At 63.0% G+C, this 19,184-nt stretch carries 12 protein-coding genes; 10 read left to right on the forward strand and 2 right to left on the reverse strand.

Annotation, left to right across the window (positions count from 1 at the left end; all coding sequences use genetic code 11):
- The first annotated feature begins 48 nt into the window (after nucleotides 1–48).
- Nucleotides 49–450 (forward strand): GFA family protein, encoded by a 402-nt coding sequence (locus tag ACVOLR_RS03120; RefSeq protein WP_481535134.1) that lies wholly within the window; start codon nucleotides 49–51, stop codon nucleotides 448–450.
- A 21-nt stretch (nucleotides 451–471) separates the two neighbouring features.
- Here ACVOLR_RS03120 and ACVOLR_RS03125 read toward each other — a convergent pair whose 3' ends face one another.
- Nucleotides 472–1,752 (reverse strand): NAD(P)/FAD-dependent oxidoreductase, encoded by a 1,281-nt coding sequence (locus ACVOLR_RS03125; protein WP_481535135.1) that lies wholly within the window; start codon nucleotides 1,750–1,752, stop codon nucleotides 472–474.
- Between the two features lie 114 nt (nucleotides 1,753–1,866).
- Between ACVOLR_RS03125 and ACVOLR_RS03130 the strand changes: the two genes are divergently transcribed.
- Together ACVOLR_RS03130 and ACVOLR_RS03135 are read left to right on the forward strand one after the other, a co-directional pair.
- Complete coding sequence (locus tag ACVOLR_RS03130; protein ID WP_481535207.1) at nucleotides 1,867–2,682, forward strand: NYN domain-containing protein; 816 nt, start codon at nucleotides 1,867–1,869, stop codon at nucleotides 2,680–2,682.
- An 18-nt stretch (nucleotides 2,683–2,700) separates the two neighbouring features.
- Nucleotides 2,701–3,321 carry a glutathione S-transferase family protein gene (locus ACVOLR_RS03135; RefSeq protein ID WP_481535136.1) on the forward strand — a complete coding sequence of 207 codons (621 nt, stop codon included), beginning with the start codon at nucleotides 2,701–2,703 and terminating at the stop codon, nucleotides 3,319–3,321.
- Between the two features lie 388 nt (nucleotides 3,322–3,709).
- Here ACVOLR_RS03135 and ACVOLR_RS03140 read toward each other — a convergent pair whose 3' ends face one another.
- Nucleotides 3,710–6,844: a TonB-dependent receptor gene (locus ACVOLR_RS03140; RefSeq protein WP_481535137.1), complete on the reverse strand. Its 3,135-nt coding sequence runs from the start codon at nucleotides 6,842–6,844 to the stop codon at nucleotides 3,710–3,712.
- Between the two features lie 675 nt (nucleotides 6,845–7,519).
- Between ACVOLR_RS03140 and ACVOLR_RS03145 the strand changes: the two genes are divergently transcribed.
- The 7 genes from ACVOLR_RS03145 to ACVOLR_RS03175 all read left to right on the forward strand — a co-directional run bounded on the left by ACVOLR_RS03145 (nucleotide 7,520) and on the right by ACVOLR_RS03175 (nucleotide 19,041).
- Nucleotides 7,520–9,979, forward strand: a complete 2,460-nt coding sequence (locus ACVOLR_RS03145) for a GH92 family glycosyl hydrolase (protein ID WP_481535138.1) — start codon at nucleotides 7,520–7,522, stop codon at nucleotides 9,977–9,979.
- Between the two features lie 98 nt (nucleotides 9,980–10,077).
- Nucleotides 10,078–11,136, forward strand: a complete 1,059-nt coding sequence (locus tag ACVOLR_RS03150) for a LacI family DNA-binding transcriptional regulator (RefSeq protein ID WP_481516894.1) — start codon at nucleotides 10,078–10,080, stop codon at nucleotides 11,134–11,136.
- A 43-nt stretch (nucleotides 11,137–11,179) separates the two neighbouring features.
- Nucleotides 11,180–12,487 (forward strand): L-fucose:H+ symporter permease, encoded by a 1,308-nt coding sequence (gene fucP, locus ACVOLR_RS03155; RefSeq protein WP_481535139.1) that lies wholly within the window; start codon nucleotides 11,180–11,182, stop codon nucleotides 12,485–12,487.
- Nucleotides 12,488–12,493: 6 nt separating this feature from the next.
- Nucleotides 12,494–13,489, forward strand: a complete 996-nt coding sequence (locus ACVOLR_RS03160) for a carbohydrate kinase family protein (RefSeq protein ID WP_481535140.1) — start codon at nucleotides 12,494–12,496, stop codon at nucleotides 13,487–13,489.
- The gene (locus ACVOLR_RS03165) at nucleotides 13,486–14,718 is read left to right on the forward strand and encodes an AGE family epimerase/isomerase (RefSeq protein WP_481535141.1); all 1,233 of its coding nucleotides are present in this window, start codon (nucleotides 13,486–13,488) and stop codon (nucleotides 14,716–14,718) included. Before ACVOLR_RS03160 ends, ACVOLR_RS03165 begins: the two co-directional genes overlap by 4 nt.
- A gap of 187 nt (nucleotides 14,719–14,905) precedes the next feature.
- Nucleotides 14,906–17,608: a beta-mannosidase gene (locus ACVOLR_RS03170; RefSeq protein WP_481535208.1), complete on the forward strand. Its 2,703-nt coding sequence runs from the start codon at nucleotides 14,906–14,908 to the stop codon at nucleotides 17,606–17,608.
- Complete coding sequence (locus ACVOLR_RS03175; RefSeq protein ID WP_481535142.1) at nucleotides 17,608–19,041, forward strand: glycoside hydrolase family 47 protein; 1,434 nt, start codon at nucleotides 17,608–17,610, stop codon at nucleotides 19,039–19,041. The genes ACVOLR_RS03170 and ACVOLR_RS03175 overlap by 1 nt, the downstream gene beginning before the upstream one ends.
- Nucleotides 19,042–19,184 lie beyond the last annotated feature (143 nt).

Consider the following 19,184-nt stretch of genomic DNA (forward strand, 5'->3'; position numbering starts at 1 on the left):
AGGCTTTCCCGTGTAGATTCGGCATTCCTCTTGCAGACGGACCCGATGATGAAAGGACAGTGCCTGTGTGGTGCGATCGAAGTGCTCGCCAATGAGCGTTCGCAAATCGGCCTCTGCCATTGCAGCATGTGCCGACGTTGGTCCGGTGGACCGATGTTCGCCGTGCATTGCGACGACCAGGTGCAGGTCATCGGCAGCGCGTTGAAGACCTATCGATCCTCCGACTGGGCCGAGCGCGGCTTCTGCTCACAGTGCGGCACGCACCTGTACTACCGGCTGGTGCCAGCTGGCGAATATTTCGTGTCCGCGGGGCTGTTCCAGGAGCAATCCTTCGAACTGGCCAACCAGATCTTCATCGATGAAAAGCCGTCGTACTACGAGCTGGCCAACCAGACGCCAACGATGACCGGGCGCGAAGTATTCGAGCAGTTCGCCAACGGCAACAGTTGATTGTCGCTGGCCTGGCTTCGATCAACCCGCGGGCTCCTTGCCATCCTCCTCGTCGGCATCGCCGAGGATGATGCGCGCGCTGCGCTGGTAGCTCCAATACGCCACCGCCCAGTTGAGCAGCACCACCAAGCGGTTGCGGAAGCCGATCAGGAAGAACACGTGCGCGGCCAGCCAGAACCACCAGGCCAGCAAACCGGACAGCTGCAGCTTGCCGACATGCACGATCGCCGCCATGCGGCCGATCGTGGCGAGATTGCCCTGGTCGTTGTAGCGGAATGGCGGCGGCGCTGGCTTGCCATCAAGACGCGCGCGGATCACCTGCGCCACGTACTTGCCCATCTGCTTGGCGGCCGGCGCCACGCCCGGCACCGGCCGACCGTTGGCCTGCATCAGCGCCACCAGATCGCCACCGGCGAAGATCTCCGGGTGGTCGGGAATCGTGAGGTCCGGTTCCACCTGTACGCGGCCCGCGCGGTCCAGCGGCACGTCCAGCGTGCGCGCCAGCGGTGAGGCGGCGACGCCGGCTGCCCACACGACGGTGCGCGCTGGCACGTGGGTGTCACCAAGCTGGAAGCCCTGTCCGTCGATATGGCTGACGGCGGTGCCGGTCAGCACTTCCACGCCCAGCTTCTCCAACTGGCGGCGCGCCTTCAGTGACAGCACTTCCGGGAAGGTGGACAGCACGCGCGGCCCGGCTTCGACCAGCCGCACCTTGGCGTCGGCCGGGTTGATATGGCGGAACTCGTTCTTCAGCGTGTGGCGGGCAATTTCGGCCAGGGTCCCTGCCAGTTCCACGCCGGTAGGGCCGCCGCCAACGATGGCGAAACTCAGCCATGCCGCGCGCTTGTCCGGGTCGGATTCGGCCTCGGCGCGCTCGAAGGCCAGCAGCAGCTTGCGGCGCAGGTAAAGCGCGTCGTCCAGGGTCTTCAGGCCGGGCGCATCGGCGGCCCATTCGTCGTGGCCGAAATAGGCATGGGTGGCGCCGCTGGCAACCAGCAGCAGGTCATAGCCGATCTGGCTGCCATCGCCGAGCTGCAGCTGTTTGCTGTGCTTGTCGATGGACACCACTTCGCCCAGCCGCACTTCGATATTGCGCTGCTTGCCGAGGATATGCCGCAGTGGTGCGGCGATATCCGGCGACGACAGGCCGGCGGTGGCCACCTGGTAGAGCAGGGGCTGGAACAGATGGTGGTTGCGACGATCGACCAGGGTGATGCGCAAGGGCGCATCGGCCAGCGCACGGCTGGCCCAGAGCCCGGCGAAACCTCCGCCGACGACAACAAGGTGCGGGTGTTGCGGCATGACGTACTCCGGTGTGGCCGGTGAACCGGCCGTGGGGGCGAGTTGTCTGCGCACATCATCGCATTGATGTGCTTTGAAACAGCGATGACCGATACTGGCACTCAGCTTGCCGCCATGGAGTCACCCGTGTCTGAGCCTGAGAAGCGCATCGCGCTGTTGATCGATGCCGACAACGCACCGTCATCGAAGATCGATGAGATCCTCGTCGAAGTGGCCGCCTTCGGCGTGGCCAACGTGCGCCGTGCCTACGGCGACTGGAAGAACCCGCGACTGAAGGGTTGGGAAAGTGTGCTGCACGAGTTCGCGATCCGGCCGATCCAGCAGTTCGCCTACTCCAAGGGCAAGAACGCCTCGGACATGGCGATGGTGGTGGATGCGATGGACCTGCTGTACGCGCGCAACCTGGATGGCTTTGCGATTGTCTCCAGCGACGCCGACTTCACTCCGCTGGTGATGCGCATCCTCACCGATGGCTTGAAGGTCTATGGTTTCGGCGAACAGAAGACGCCGCTGGCCTTCGTCAACGCCTGCTCGAAGTTCATCTATCTGGAAGCGCTGGGCAATGAGCCGGCGGATGTGGTCGAGCCGGCGGTTGCCAGCAACACGCCTGCCGCCGTAGCTGCTACGGATTCGGTGGAGCCAGCTGCGGCTCCGATCAAACCACGCAGCACCAATGAGCTTCGTGGCGACACGCGCCTGCTCAATCTATTGCGCGGCGCAGTGGATGCCGTGGCGGATGAGCAGGGATGGGCCTTGCTCAGTGCGGTGGGCAATCAGATTGCCAACCGCGCATCGTTCGACTCGCGCAACTATGGCTATCGGAAGTTGAGCGAATTGATTGATGCCACCGGCCTGTTCGAGGTCAAGCGCGCCGGCAAGGCATCGGCGGTACGCGCGCTGCCACGTAAAGGTGCACGCGATGAAACCTGATTTGAGAGGAGTGGCGGAATGTTGAAAATCTGGGGCCGGCGCAATTCCAGCAATGTGCGCAAGGTGCTGTGGTGTGCCGAGGAAATCGGCCTGCCGTATGAGTCGATCGAAGTCGGCGGTGCGTTTGGTGGCACGCAGACCGCCGAGTACCGGGCGATGAACCCAAACGGGCTGGTGCCGGTGATCGAGGATCACGGTCTGCCGGTGTGGGAGTCCAACGCCATCGTGCGTTACCTGTCGGCACGTTATGCGCTGGACGTGTTGTATCCGTCCGATCCGGTTGAGCGTGCACGCAGCGAACAATGGATGGATTGGACTACCTCGAGTTTCGCGGTGGCTTTCCGTGACCTGTTCTGGGGTGTGGTGCGTACTGCGCCGGCGGACCGTGATGAAGGGCGAATTGCCGCGGCCTTGTTGCGCTGTGGTGATTTGCTGGTGGTAGTGGATGCGCACTTGGCCAAGCAGCCGTGGTTGTCCGGTGAGCGCTTTGCGATGGGCGATATTCCGCTGGGTTCCTTTATCTACGCCTGGTTTGAGATGCCCATCCAACGGCCGGAGCTGCCGCATCTGGCAGCGTGGTATGCGCGGCTGCAGCAGCGGCCGGCGTATCGCAAAGGGGTTATGACGGCGCTGACGTAGGATTTTGCGGAATGCGGAATGCTAGCCCCTCTCCCGCTTGCGGGGTGAGAGGGGCAGCTTGCGAACCATTGGTTCGCTGCCCATCGAACGCCCTTGCGCCAGCGCAAGGGCGGGGGCGCGGAGCGGGGGTTGGGGTGAGGGGGCTTTTGTCTTTTGCCTTGCCGTTTCTTTGATAGAAAACGCGCTAGAAAGAGCTGAAACAGCAAAAGCAAAAGCAAAAGCGAAAACAAAAACAAAAACAAAAACAAAAACCCCCCCATCCGCCCTTCGGGCACCTTCCCCCCGCAGGCGGGAGAAGGAAAGCAGTCTCCGTCGAATTAAAAAAGCCGCGCTGTAACCAGCGCGGCTTTTCCAATACCTCCGTGCAGGCAGCACGGTTAAACCAGCCTTAGAACTTCCAGGTCAGGCCCATGTACAACTGGCGACCGGCGTAGCTGTTGGACAACAGGCGAGCTTTGGTGTCGTTGCCCAAGTGGATGCGCTGCTCGGATTTGGTTGCATTCAGCACCGATGCGCTCAGTGTCAGATCCTCGCGGATATTGAAAGCCGCGTTGAGGTCCAATTGGTCGTAAGGCTCGCTGTAGGCATTGAAGCCATTGTTTATATCACCCACTACTTCGCCACGACGGTTGTACGAAGCGCGCGCCAGGAAGCGGGCGTTCTCGTAGAACACGGTGACATTGGCTTGGTTCTTGGCACTGCCAACCAGCGGTGATTCACCGATGGTCTCGCCATTGATCTCCACCGAAGCCATGTTGGTGTCGTTGTAGGTGTAGTTCGCCTGGATGCCAAAACCAAAGTCGAAGGTGTACTGGCCATACAGCTCGATACCCTGGGATACCGCGTCACGGCCGTTGGCGACGGTGCCATAGTTCTGCACTGTCACTGTCTGCCCGCCGACATCCATCGTCACGTCGCGCTCCACGCCGATCGTGAAATTCTTCACGTCCTTGCGGAACAGGCCAATACCGGCGACGGCCCCTGGCTTGAAGTACCACTCCATACTGAGGTCGTACTGGATTGCTTCAAATGGATCCAGGTCCTTGTTGCTGCCCGAGCCGTACCAGCCGGGATTGGTGGTGCCGCCGGTGACAAGGCGGTCATTGCTGTACTCCTCGCTGTAGTAGCTCAGGCCGCCCGGATAGGCGATGCTCGTATAGCTCGGGCGGGCGATCACCTTGGACGCGGCGCCACGCAACACCAAGTTGTCGGTGATGTCCCAGGCGATGTTGAAGCTCGGCAGGATGTCGGTATAGGTCTTGTCCAGCGAAGCCAGCTCATAGGACTTGGTGCGTGCCAATGCGTCCGGCACGCGGATCAGGTCGTTCTCGCACTGATAGCCCAAGCCGGAGTTGAGGAATGCGCCCGCGCCCGGGTCGTTGCAGGCCATTGGCGTTCCGGCGCTGTTGTCAGCCCAGTAGTCGATGAAGCGCTCGACCGAGTCGCTGGATTCGGCGTGCTGCTTGGTACGGGCCACTCGGATACCGACGTTGCCGCGCAGGCGCTCGGTGCGGAAGTTGGCCTGGAAGTAGCCGGAGTAGACCTTCTCGCCCACGTTGTAAACGAAGTCGTCCTCGCGACGGCTTTGCGCCGCGCCATAGGTCTTGTTGAGGTAGTCAATATAGGCCGGGTAGTTGATGCCCGGGAATACATTGGCGTTGAAGCCACCGGCAATGTTGCCGATCGGCTGCGACAAGAAGAAGCCGGGCTGGGCGACCCCGGCAGTTGGGTCGCAACCGGCCTGGTAGCGCTTGCTGTAGTCGCTCGGGTCGGCGCCGGGGCACACCCAGTAGGTGTTGCCGGTGTTTCGGTGCACCTTGCCGTCGCTGTATTTGGCGCCGAACTGGAACGAGTCAAGCCAGCCGCTCTCGAAGAGCTTGCTGAAATCGGCCTGGAAATGATTCTGCTTGATGCTGGTCTGCATCCATGATGAATCAGTGGAGCCTGTGTCTACTTCAGCCACTCCGTTCATCAGTTGTTGCTGCAGGTCGGGCGAGAACGTCGCAGTCGGTGTGCCGGTGATGTCCCATGCGCTGTACTGGTTGCCACTCTGCCAAATGCCATTCACCTTGCGGCGGGGCTTGGCTGACATGCGGAAGCTCATTGACGGGCCGCCTTCGGACCAGGTGCGACCGCCAGCGAAGCTAGCCTTCCACAGCGGGCTGATGTCCCAGTCCACGCTCAGGTCGGCGGTCTGCGACAGCGCCTTCTCGCGGCTGTAGGTGCCGGTCAGCTGCGGGGTCGGAATGGTGCAGTCGTCGGGTCCCCAGCCACCACCGGGCAGACCGGCGGCAGCGGCTTCCTCCTCGCTGCAGATATAGGTCTTGCCGGCAAGCTTTTCGTATTCGGCGCCAGTGACGATGGTGCCGCTCGGGTCAAAGGTGAAACCGTTGAGCAGGCGGCCGCCTTCCCAGTTGCCATCGCCGGCGACGCGGGCAAGGTTCCATTCCGGCACCTTCAGCATGTTCTGGGTGTAATTGCCTTCCAGCTCGAAGCGGAAGTAATTCGCGGTCATTGTGACGTTGTCGACTGGCTTGAACTGGAAGGTCAGCTGTCCGCCGCTACGTTCGCGCTTCTCGTCCTTCACCGCGAAGTTGACCGAGGTGGGCATGAAGAAGCCGGAGTAGTGTCCGCCGTTCTGATCGTAGATGCCGGAACGGCCCCAGAACTGATTGATGCCGGTCAAACGATTGCCATGCACATCGGTCGCCGGATTGCGGGTCGTGCCGGGTTCATTCCACACGTAGTCGTGGCTGATGTTGCCGTTGGCGTCCAGGCGATCGCTGTACCACTGCCAGTCCTCGGTGCTGGCCTCCATGGTGCGACTGCGACGGTTCTGCTGGGTGGCACCGATCAACAGGCCGAAGCGTTCGTCTTCGCTGTGCCAGGAATACATCGCCGAGGCCTGCGGATCGATACCGTTGGTGGTGTCCGACGAGGTGCCTTCGATGCTGGCGAAGCCGGAGTTGGCTTCCATGTCCAGCGGGCGACGCGTGCGCAGGATCACCGTGCCGCCGATGCCGCCTTCTTCCAGACGTGCTTCCGGTGTTTTGTACAGTTCTGCGGCCGACAACATGTTGGACGGCAGCAAGGTGTAGTTGAACGAGCGCGAGGCCTCGTTGTTGGTTTCCGAGCTGGCGACGTAGTTGCCGTTCAACTGGGTCAGGGTGAGGCCCGAGGCCAGGCCGCGCACGCTGACGTTCTTACCTTCGCCGCCGTCACGGGTAATGATCACGCCCGGCACGCGTTGCAGTGCGTCGGCCACGTTCTTGTCGGGGAACTTGCCGACATCTTCTGCAGTGATCACCTCGACCACGGCATTGGCATCACGCTTCTGCTCAAGGCTTTTTTCGATGGCGTAGCGGTAACCGGTGACGTTGACGCTGTCGAGCGTGGTGGCATCGGGGCTGGTGCTGGCCTGTTGCGCGAGCGCGGCGCCGGGAACGGCAGCCACGGCGAACAAGGCGAAGGCAATGGCGGCGGACAAACTGTCGCGGCCGTGCTTGCGTGTGATCTGTTTCATTTCTCTCCCTCTCCTGGATTGAATCGTTAACTGTCACGTTGATTTGGACTTGTATCGATCTAAAAACGGGTGAAACCGGGGCCTTGTTGCGTTCGCTCAATGATTGGTTTGGCGCTCGAGCAGGGTTCCGTTGCCGGCGATCGTGGGGGTGTCGATTTGGATCGATCTAAACGATTGGCGCGCATTTTTTAGCACAGCCGGGGGTTGGACGCATGTTGCTGCGCAATATGGCCGGGCCGGGTGGGCTTGGCGGGGCGGGGGTAGGAGGTAGTGCCGAGCATTGCTCGGCACTACGGTGGATTTTCCTGTCGATGTTGCGCCGCAGAATGCGCTGAGCGAAATGCTCATGCTTTACTTGGATCGATCTAAATTTTCGGCAAGGTGCTTCCGGGCATGCAGGTGGGGCCGCGCAGGGCGGGGTCCGGCTAGCTGCAAGTCACTGAAAACACTGCCGGGTAGCACTTTCCAAGGCCCAATGTTTGCTGCTTTTGCCCCGCTGGCTGCCGTCGTGACGGCCGTCGGGGCAGCTGCGGGGGCCAACCCGTTTTGCTGATGCCTGGCATCTCTCCCCCATCCCGTTCCCGGATGGGCTGGACATCAGCGGCCCGGCTTGGCCGGGCCAACTTATGCCGTACCGACATCGTTGCCGTACCGACCGACCCAAGGATCCAATGCATGAGCCGATCGCCATCCACCGTCCATTCCCGCCGCCGCCCGTTGGCAACGGCTGCCTGTCTGCTGGCGCTGAGTTTCGCGCCGTTGCTGCAGGCTGCGCCGTCGGCCGCGCTGGAGCGTGAGGTCAACACCTTCATCGGCAGCAAGGATGACGGCAATACCTTCCCGGGCGCGTCGGCGCCGTTTGGTCTGATCCAGGTCAGCCCGATCGGCAGCCACTACTCCGGCTGGCGCTACGACGATGAAAAGATCCGCGGCTTCGGTCATTCCTTCATTTCCGGCGCCGGGTGCTGGGAGCAGGGCGGGCAGGTCTCGGTATTGCCGGTGACCGGCAGCATTGGTCCGGGCGGTGATTTCGATACCAAGGACCCCAAGCGCTTCGACCACAAGAACTATGCCTCGGCGTACAGCCATGACGGCGAAGTAGGGCAGGCCGGTTACTACAAAGTCCGCCTGACCGATTACCGCGGCATCGACGTGGAAACCACCGCGCTGACCCGCGCCGCCGCCGAGCGCTACACCTTCAGCGTCGGCGTCAGCGAAGGCCAGGTGCTGGTCAACGTCGCCCAGGCCAACGAGCGCCATTCGGTGATCGGCAGCGTCATCGACGTGGTTGGCGATCGTGCGGTGGAGGGCAAGCTGGTCACCAAAAGTTTCTGCGGCGGCCACCAGTACACCACCTGGTTCCGCATCGAGTTCGATCGCCCGTTCAAGGCGCACGGTACCTGGGGCGAAGAAGGCGGCCTGCCCGGCGCGCGCCACAGCATGGAGGGCGAGGCCAAGCCGAATGGTGCGTGGTTGAGCTTTGATCTGGCCGATGGCCGCAGCGTTACCGCCACCAGCGCGATCTCGCACGTGGATGCCGAAGGTGCGCGCAGCAATCTGCGCAGCGATGGCATGCAGGGTGGCAAGTTGTTGAGCTTTGATCGCATGCGCGCGCTGTCGCAGGCGCAGTGGCGTGAGCAGCTTGGCAGCGTCAAGGTCGAAGGTGCAAGTTCCGATGACCGCACCGTGCTGTACACCGCGCTGTACCACGCGCTGCTGCAACCGATGACCGGCAGTGATGCCGATGGCCGCTATCGCGGCTATGACGATGTCATCCATCGCGCCGATGGCTGGACGTACTACGAGTACTTCTCGCTGTGGGATACCTACCGCACGCAGAACCAGTGGCTGGCGTTGACCCGCCCGGAAGTCGCGCGCGATATCGGCCGCAGCCTGCTTGCCATCAACGAGCAAGGCGGCTGGTTGCCGCGCTGGGGCTATGCCAACTTCGAAACCAATGTGATGACTGGCGACCCGGTAACGCCGTTTATGGTTGACCTGTGGCGCTTTGGTGCGCTGAAGGGCCGCGAGGCGGAAGCCTGGGGTGCACTGCGCCGCAACGCATTCGAGGTGCCGCCGATCAATTCGCGTCATGCCGGTCGTTCCGGTAACGCCAGCTATCTGGCCAACGGCTATGTTGGTTACGACCGTGCGTACCCATCCAAGGGCATGGACGTTGATCCGCACCACGGCGGCTCGGCAACGCTGGAATACGCACTGGCCGATTGCGCTTTGGCACAGATGGCTGATGGACTGGGCCACGCCGACGATGCAGCGACTCTGCGCACTCGCGGTGGCAATTGGCACAAGGTATGGGATGCCGATGTGCGTGATGCCGAAACCGGCTTCACTGGTTTCCCGCGTCCGCGTGACGAGAACGGCAAGTGGTATACGCCGGCCGATGGCCATTACAGTCCGCGTTCGGAACATGGCTTCCATGAGGGCACTGGTTGGCAGTACCAGTGGCTGATGCAACAGGACGTGCCAGGCATGCTGCAGGCCATGCACGGCCGCGAACAGGCCGGCAAGCGCCTGGATGCGTTCTTCGCTTACGACGCGTTGCTGCAGGCGCCGCTCACCGCCGCACGCAAGGAATGGGTGGTTGGCCCGTACAGCTATTACAACCAGTACCGCTACAACCCCAACAATGAGCCCGACCTGCATTCGCCGTGGATGTATACGCTGATCGGCCAGCCGTGGAAGACCGCTACCGTGGTCCGTGCCGCGCAGCAGCTGTTCACCAATGCGCCGAACGGCGTCACCGGAAATGACGATCTGGGCACGATGTCGGCCTGGTACCTGTTCAGCGCGCTGGGCCTGTACCCGGCAGTGCCGGGCAGCGGCCAGTTCCTGCTGCATGCACCGCGCTACAGCAAGGCCGAGATCACCCTGGGCAACGGCCGCACGCTGCGCCTGCAGGCGCCGGGCGCTGATCCGCGCAGCCTGCAGTACATCCAGAGCGTGCAGGTCGATGGCAAGCCGCAGCCGGCGGTGTGGCTGGATTGGCAGCGCCTGCAGCAGGGCGGCGATGTGCGCTTCACCCTCGGTGCGCAGGCACCGGAGCAGGGCTGGGGCACCGCAACGGCCGACCTGCCGGTGTCGTACTGCGCCACCCCAGGCAGCGCCCAGCTGTGAGCAAGGGCAGCGCCAAGGCCGGCAACAAGGGCGCGGGCAGCGCAAGCGCTGGTCGCGATCCTATAGGCTTGGCGCATCCCGGAACCGCAGCGGAAATGATGAAAGACACTTCTACCGGCGCCAAGGGCGCACGCAAGACCGGCCAACGCGCGGTCACCGTCACCGACATCGCACAGGCGGTGGGCGTGTCGCGGGCGACCGTATCGCTGGTGCTGCGTGGCAGCCCCCTGGTCAATGTCGACACCCGCGCCAAGGTCGAGGCCGAGCTGCGCAAGCAGCGGTATGTGTACAACCGCACCGCCGCCAACCTGCGGCGGCGCACTTCGTCTTCGATCGCGCTGGTGATCAACGATCTGTCCAACCCGTTCTTCGCCGAATTTGCCTCGGGCGTGGACGAAGCATTGGGTGGCAAGGGCTTCGTGACCTTGCTTGGCAGCACCGGCGAATCACCGCAGCGCCAGCAGGCGGTATTGAGCACCTTGATGGAACACACGCCGACGGGCTTCATTCTGTCGCCAGCCGAAGGCAGCGATGCCGAAGAGCTGCGGCATGTATTGGGTGCGCATGCCAACGTGCTGCTGTTCAACCGTGAACTGGCTGGCGCGGATTGGGATTTCCTCACCCTGGATAACCAGCACGGTGCGTACATGGCGACCCGTCACCTGATCGAACGCGGTCATCGTGACATCGCTTTCTTTGGCGGGCATGGCGCATCCAGTTCCTGCGCGCAGCGTCGTTTGGGTTACCAGCAGGCATTGAGTGAAGCGGGCTTGCCCTTCCATGCGGACTGGTTGATCGAGTCCGCACCCAACCGTCTGGAAGCCGCTGCACGTACCGGCGAATTGTTCGAAAGCGCACAGCGTCCCAGCGCGGCGGTCTGCTACAACGATACGGTTGCATTGGGCCTGATGCTGGGCCTGACCTCACGTGGCATACGCCCGGGTGGTGACTTCGCCGTTACCGGGTTCGACGATATCTCCGAGGCTGCGGTCGCGGTGCCGCCGTTGACCACGCTGACCGCTGATCCGCGCGAACGTGGCCGGCAGGCAGCAGCCTTGTTGCTGCAGCGTCTGGACAACCCCGACGCTGCACCGATGCGCACCGTCGCACCGGTGCAGCTGCGTATCCGCGAGAGCAGTGCAGCAAGGCCAAGTTGATTCCGTAGCCCCACCTTCCGATTACCGTATCCAGGCAGCCCACATGCACATACCAACATCGCCGTCATCTTCATCAAGCCAGTCGGCGCCCGTGGTCAATACGCGCGTGGCCTTGGCGGTGGCGACGACCATCTTCTTCATGTGGGGCTTCCTGACCTGCCTCAATGACATCCTGATTCCGCATCTGAAGTCGGTGTTCGAGCTGAACTACACCCAGGCGATGCTGGTGCAGTTCACTTTCTTCGGTGCCTACTTCCTGATGTCGCTGCCCGCAGGTCGACTGGTGGCGCGGCTTGGCTACAAGCAGGGCATCGTCGCTGGCCTGGTGATTGCCGGCATTGGTGCGCTTGGCTTCTGGCCGGCGGCTGAGCTGCGCGTCTATGGCGCCTTCCTTGCGGCCTTGTTCGTGCTGGCAACCGGCATCACCGTGCTGCAGGTAGCGGCCAATCCCTATGTCGCGCTGCTTGGTCCGGAGCGCACCAGTTCCAGCCGTTTGACGCTGGCACAGGCCTTGAACTCGCTGGGTACCGCAATCGCACCGATCTTCGGCGGCATGTTGATCCTCGGCAACACGGTGAAGAGCGCCGATGAAATCACCGCGCTGCCGCTGGCCGACCAGCTGGCCTACCGCGCGCAGGAAGCGCAGTCGGTGCAGGGGCCGTATCTTGGTCTGGCTGTGGCCTTGTTCCTGTTGGCGCTGTTCGTGTTCCTGTTCCGACTGCCGTCGCTGAGCGAGAACAGCGAGCAGGCCGACAGTGCGCGCCACAGCTACGGCGACGCATTGCGCCACAAGCACCTGCTGTTCGGCGTGCTGGGCATCTTCTTCTATGTGGGTGCCGAGGTTTCGATCGGCAGCTTCCTGGTCAACTACCTGTCGCAGCCCAACATTGGCGGTTTCAGTGAGCAGCAGGCCACGCACTATGTGTCGCTGTACTGGACCATGGCGATGATCGGCCGCTTTGCCGGCTCGTTGCTGCTGGTGCGCTTCTCGCCGCGCAAGCTGCTCGCACTGTTCGCAATGATCAACGTCGGCTTGCTGGCCCTGACCATGGGCACGGAAGGCCAGGTGGCCTTGTACTCGATCGTGGCAATCGGCCTGTTCAACTCGATCATGTTCCCGACCATCTTCGCGCTCGGCATCGAGCGCCTGGGGCCGTTGACCAACAAGGCATCCAGCCTGTTGATCATGGCCATTGTCGGCGGCGCGGTGGTGCCGTTCCTGCAGGGCATTTTGGCCGACCGCATCGGCGTGCACCATTCATTCGTACTGCCGTTGCTGTGCTACGGCTACATCATTTTCTACGGGCTGGTGGGGTCACGCGCCAGCACCGGTGTCAGCCAGAAGGACTGAGGCCAGATGGGCAAGATTGTTTGTTTCGGCGAAATTTTGATCGATCTATTAGCGCAACCGCCGGCCTCGGCCGACACCCCGCGCGCGTTCCTGCAGTACGCCGGCGGTGCCCCCGCCAACGTCGCGGTGGCGGCAGCGCGACTGGGAGCCAGCAGCCATTTCGCCGGCATGTTGGGCCGCGACATGTTTGGTGACTTCCTGCTGGAGAGCCTGCAGCAGGCCGGTGTTGAAACCGACTGCATCGTGCGCACCGACGTAGCCAAGACCGCGCTGGCCTTCGTCGCCTTGGACGCGCATGGCGAACGCAGCTTCAGTTTCTACCGCCCGCCGGCCGCGGACCTGCTGTTCCGTGCCGAGCACTATCTGGCGGCCTGCTTTGACGGCACTGCCTGCTTCCACGTCTGTTCCAACAGCCTGACCGAAGCGGATATCGCCGCAGCCACGTTCGAAGGAATGGAGCGCGCACGCGCCGCCGGCGCGGTGGTCAGCCTGGATCTGAACCTGCGCCCGGCGCTGTGGCCAGCGGGTGTCGATCCCTCGCCGCGTCTGTGGCAGGCCTTGGAACGCGCGGACCTGATCAAGCTCTCGCGCGAAGAGCTCGATTACCTGGCCGCGCCGCTTGGCGCCGATGGCGATGCACAGGTGTTGCGTCGTCTGTTGGCCGCACAGGCGCGCTGGGTGATCGTCACCGACGGTGCCGGCACGCTGCGCTGGTATACGCGCCATGGCGAAGGTGAGGTGCCGAGCTTCCGTGTACAGGCGGTGGATACCACCGCTGCCGGCGACGCCTTTGTCGGCGGCGTGCTGGTTGGGCTGGTCGAGCGTGGTGGCGCAGGCGCTGGTTTTGCGGCGTTCTGCCAGACCCCGAATGCAATCAACGGCACGCTGCGCTTCGCTGCCGCGGTGGGTGCCTTGGCGGTAACCCGCAAGGGCGCGTTTGCCGCGATGCCGTCTTTGAGTGAAGTACAGCAGCTGCTGCAGCAACAGGAAGCCATCGCATGACCACCACGCCCGATTTCCGTTCCCCGGCCTTCCTGCGCGCGCATATCGCCGACACGATGGCCTTCTACCATCCGCATTGCATCGATGCGGATGGCGGCTTCTTCCACTACTACCGTGACGACGGCAGCATCTACGACCGCAGCCATCGCCATCTGGTAAGCAGTACCCGCTTCGTCTTCAACTATGCGATGGCCTACCGCGAATATGGCAATGCCGAGTATCTGGATGCGGTGAAGCACGGCGTGCGCTACCTGCGTGACGTGCACCGCAATCCGGCCACCGGCGGTTATGCCTGGACTCTGCGCGACGGCAAGGTCGAGGACGACATGAACCACTGTTACGGCGTGGCCTTCGTGCTGTTGGCTTACAGCTGCGCGTTGAAAGCCGGCATCGAGCAGGGCCGCGAGTGGATGGACGAGACCTGGCAGCTGCTGGAACGCCACTTCTGGGAGCCGCAGCACGGCCTGTACCGCGACGAAGCCGACGCCAACTGGAACTTCACTGGTTACCGCGGCCAGAACGCCAACATGCATATGTGCGAAGCGATGCTGGCGGCGTTCGAGGCCAGCGGCGAACAGCGCTATCTGCAGCGCGCTCTGCAGTTGGCCGACAACATGACCCGTCGCCAAGCAGCCAAGGCTGGCGGTCTGGTCTGGGAGCATTACGACATCGATTGGAACATCGATTGGAACTACAACCTGGACAACCCCAAGCATCTGTTCCGGCCATGGGGTTTCCAGCCCGGCCACCAGACCGAATGGGCCAAGTTGCTGATGATCCTCGATCGCCACGTCGATGCCGATTGGCTGGTGCCGACTGCGCGGCATCTGTTCGATACCTCAATGACGCGCTCGTGGGATGAAGCGCGCGGTGGCCTGTACTACGGTTTTGCACCGGAGTCTCGCCGTCAGTCCAACATGGACGGCGCAGCGATTGGTGGCGACAGTTTCGTCTGCGACGATGACAAGTACTTCTGGGTGCAGGCCGAATCGCTTGCCGCCGCCGCGCTGCTGGCCAAGCGCACCGGCGATGCCGGCTACTGGGAGTGGTATGACCGGCTGTGGGCGTACTCGTGGCAGTACTTCGTCGATTATCGTTATGGGGCTTGGTTCCGCATCCTCGATGCCGACAACGGCAAGTACGACGACGAGAAGAGCCCGGCCGGCAAAACCGATTACCACACCATGGGCGCCTGCCACGAAGTATTGAATGTGGTGCGCGAGGGCTGACCAACAGCATTCGCATTGTTTCGGTCGCTATCCCCGCGAAGGCGGGGATCGCTCCGGGCTCTCGCGGCAACAGCGGGAGCCAGCGTCAACGAGATTCGTGCGTTGATGACGGCGACAGTTTCCTGGTCGTGTCACTCAGCAGAAACACAAGCGGAAGCAGCAACAGGGAGGAAACAGCATGCGGCACATGCACCTGAAATTTGGATCGATACAAATTCATGCTCAACACGCATGTCGCGGCCTGTTGCTGTGTGCCCTGTGGCTGACTTCCAGCGCAGCGTTGGCTGCATCCTTGCAGGCACAGTGGGAGTTCCGCCTGCTGCCGGGTGATGCACAGCTGCAGGCGCATCCGGGCATGGATGCGTGGAAACAAGCAACCGTGCCGGGTAGCGTGCATACCGACCTGATGGCCGCCGGCTTGATCGGCGATCCTTACGTAGGCGCCGCCGAAGCCGGCCTGCAGTGGATCGGCCTTGCTGACTGGGAATACCGCGCCCGTTTCGATGTGGATGCAACAACGCTTGCACGCACGCATGCCGAACTGCGTTTCGAGGGCCTGGACACCTTCGCCGAAGTCCGCCTCAACGGCCAGCCGCTGCTGAAAGCCGACAACGCGCACCGCACCTGGCGTGCCCGCGTGGACGGCCGCCTGCGCGCGCAGGGTAATGAACTGCAGATTGTGTTCCGCTCGCCGATCCGCACGCTGTTGCCACTAGTGCAGGCAATGCCGCACAAGATTGCCGGTAACTACCCTTCGCCCTACGGTGATGAGCCCAAGGACGCGATGGTCGGCAACTTCGTGCGCAAGCCGGCCTATCACTTCGGCTGGGACTGGGGCCCGCGCTACGTCACCGCCGGTGTGTGGCGGCAGGTGCACTTGGATAGCTGGGACCAACAACGCATCACCGATTTGGCCGTGCGCACCGATGCGCTGGATGCGGACAAGGCCAGGTTGAGCGTGCTGCTGCAGGTGGAGCAGGCAGAAAAGGCAGCGACCCAGCAGATCGTCATCGATGTGCGTGATCCGGACGGCAAGACGGTCGAGCAGATCAAGCGCGATGTCGCGCTGACGCCAGGTGAGAACAGCGTGTCGCTGCCCTTGCAGATCGACAAGCCGCGGCGCTGGTGGCCGGTGGGTTACGGCGCGCAGGATCGCTACACCGTGCAGGCACGGCTGGGCGACGGCAAGCAGGAAGTATTGGAATCCAGCATCCGCATCGGCCTGCGCACCGTGCAGCTGCAGCGCGAAGAGGACAAGGACGGCGGGCAGGGCTTCGGCTTCGTCATCAATGGCGTGCCGGTGTTCGCCAAGGGTGCCAATGTCATTCCGTTTGATGCCTTCCCGGCACGGGTAACCCGCGAACGCCTGCGCCGCGACCTGCAGGCCGCGCGCGATGCCAACATGAACATGCTGCGCAATTGGGGCGGCGGTTATTACGAAGACGATGCCTTCTTCGACATCGCCGACGAACTCGGCCTGCTGGTGTGGCAGGACTTCATGTTCGGCGGCGGCATGCAGCCTGGTTATGACCCCGCATTCAGGGCAAACGTCGTTGCCGAAGCGCGCGACAACATCCGTCGCCTGCGCCGCCACCCCAGCATCGTGCTGTGGTGTGGCAACAACGAAGAAGAAACCGCGTGGAAGGATTGGGGCCACGGCAAGACCTTGAAGGAGGCTGATCCGGTCTTCGCCGATAAGGTCTGGCAGGGCTACGAGGACCTGTTCGGCAAGGACCTGCGCGCTGTCGTCGCCGAGGAGGGCCTGGGCGTGCCCTACTGGGCCAGTTCGCCCAGCAATGACCTGGATACCAAGGCCAACGACTCACGCCGTGGCGACAAGCATTACTGGGAAGTCTGGGGCAACCCGGCCTTGCCGCCGACCGCATATCTGAAAGAAACCCCGCGCTTCATGTCCGAGTACGGCCTGCAGGCCTGGCCGCAGCTGTCGACCATCAACGCTTTCGCCAAGCCGGAAGAGCAGCAGGTGGATGGGCCGGTGATCCAGGCCCACCAGAAGTTCCTGGCTGGCAAGGGCAATGAGCGCTTGCTGCATTACATCGAGATGGAATTCGGTACGCCGCGGTCATTCCCTGACTTCGTCTACTTGAGCCAGATGATGCAGGCCGAAGGCATCGAGCTTGCAGCACTGCATCACCGTGCCTCGCGTCCGTACACGATGGGCTCGCTGTACTGGCAGCTCAACGATGTGTGGCCGGGTGCCTCCTGGTCCAGCGTCGACTACTACGGCAACTGGAAGGCGCTGAACTTCCACGCGCGGCGCTTCTTCGCCGAGGTGGCGGTGGCTGCGCTGCGCGATGAAGGCAGTACCCGTTTCAGTCTGCTCAACGATGGCCGTGCAGCACTGCAGGGGCAGTGGCGTGTACGCGTGCTGGATTTCGATGGGCGGGAGCTGCAGCAGCAGCGCAAGGCCATCAGCTTGCCCGCGCTTTCGGCCACCGAGGTTGCACGCCTCAGCGACGCCGAGCTGCTGCACGGCGCTGATCCAAGCCGCAGCGTCGCGGTCTTCGAACTGCTGCGTGGCGACGCAGTACTGGCACAGCGTCTTGTCTATTTCGTCCCCGCCAAGCAGCAAGCCTTGCAGCCGGCACAGCTGCACAGTGAGCTGCGCGCCGAAGGCGATCATTACCTGCTGCAGCTGCGTGCCGACAAACTGGTCCGCGGTATCTGGATCGGCTTCAACAATGCCGATGCCAGCGTCGAAGACAATGCCTTCGACCTGCTGCCGGGCCAGACCCGCACGCTGATCGTGCGCAGCACCGCACCGCTTTCCACCCTGCGCACGGCCCTGCACCTGCAGACGCTGGGCGACACCCTGCAGTCCCGTCCCGTTGCATCGCAAGACAACGCTTCCGTCGAGAGGATTCACTGATGACCCGTTCCCTGCGTACCGCCCCCCTGGTCGCCGCGCTGATGCTGGCGCTTTCCGCCTGCAGCCAGCAGGCCGCCGCTCCCGCCACCACCCCGGCCGCACCGGCCTCTGCCGCAGCACCGGCTGACGCCGCGCTTCCAGCCGTCGATGACGCCGAAGCCGCACGCATGGCCGAGCAGGTCCGTGAGGCCACCCGCCATGCCTGGCAGGGTTACATGCAGTACGCCAAGGGCCACGATGATCTGAAGCCGATCAGCGGCCAGCCGCGCGACTGGTATCCCAAGCCGTTGCTGATGTCGCCGGTCGACGCGCTGGACACGCTGCTGCTGCTCGGCCTGGACAAGGAAGCCAACGAAGCCCGTGAGCTGATCGTCACCCAGCTGTCCTTTGACCAGGACATGGATGTGCAGAACTTCGAGGTCACCATCCGTCTGCTCGGTGGCCTGCTGTCGGCCTACCAGATGACCAACGACGAGCGCCTGCTCAAGCTCGCCGATGACCTGGGCACGCGCCTGTCGCCGGTCTTCGACAGCCCGACGGGCCTGCCGTACACCCACGTCAATCTGCACACCGGCAAGACCAGCGGCAAGATCAGCAACCCGGCCGAAACCGGCACGCTGCTGCTGGAGTTCGGCACCCTGGCCAAGCTCACCGGCAAGCAGGCCTACTACGACAAGGCCAAGCGTGCGCTGGTGGAAACCCACAAGCGCCGTTCCAAGATCGGCCTGGTCGGTTTGAACATCAACGTCGAGACCGGCGAGTGGACCAACAAGGACGCCTCGATTGCCGGCGGCATCGACTCGTACTACGAGTACCTGCTCAAGTGCTGGAAGCTGTTCGGCGACGAGGACTGCAAGAAGATGTGGGACGAGAGCATCGGCCCGATCAACCAGTACCTGGCCGATGAATCCCGCCCGGGCGAGCTGTGGTACGGCCACGCCGACATGGACACCGGTGCCCGCACGTCTACCACTTATGGCGCGCTGGATGCGTTCATGCCGGGCCTGCTGGCCCTGGGCGGTGACCTGGATCGTGCCAAGCGCCTGCAGGAATCCAACCTGAAGATGTGGCGCCTGCACGACATCGAACCGGAGTCGCTGGACTACGCCAAGATGGAAGTACGCTCGCCGAGCTATGCATTGCGCCCGGAGATCGTCGAGTCCGCGTACTACCTGCACCATTACACCGGTGACGCGCGTTACCGCGGCATGGGCAAGGAGTTCTTCGATGATTTCGTGCGTTACACCCGCACCGATCACGGCTTCTCCGCACTGAAGGACGTCCGCAGCAAGGAGAAGGACGACTCGATGGAGAGCTTCCTGTTCGCCGAGACGTTCAAGTACTACTACCTGCTGTTCGCCCCGGCCAAGACCCTAGACTTCGACGGCGTGGTCTTCAACACCGAAGCCCACCCGCTGCGTCGTACCTGGTAAGAGCGAGAGCGAAGGACTAAAAGCAGAGTCGGCCGGAAGCCGAGGCTTTTTCCAGATCCAACCGAAGCTGGGCTTCCTCCCCTCTCCCGCTTGCGGGAGAGGGGCAGGGGGTGAGGGCCGCCTCGCCTAACGATCCAGACGGA

Source organism: Stenotrophomonas sp. STEN030, from assembly GCF_056759995.1.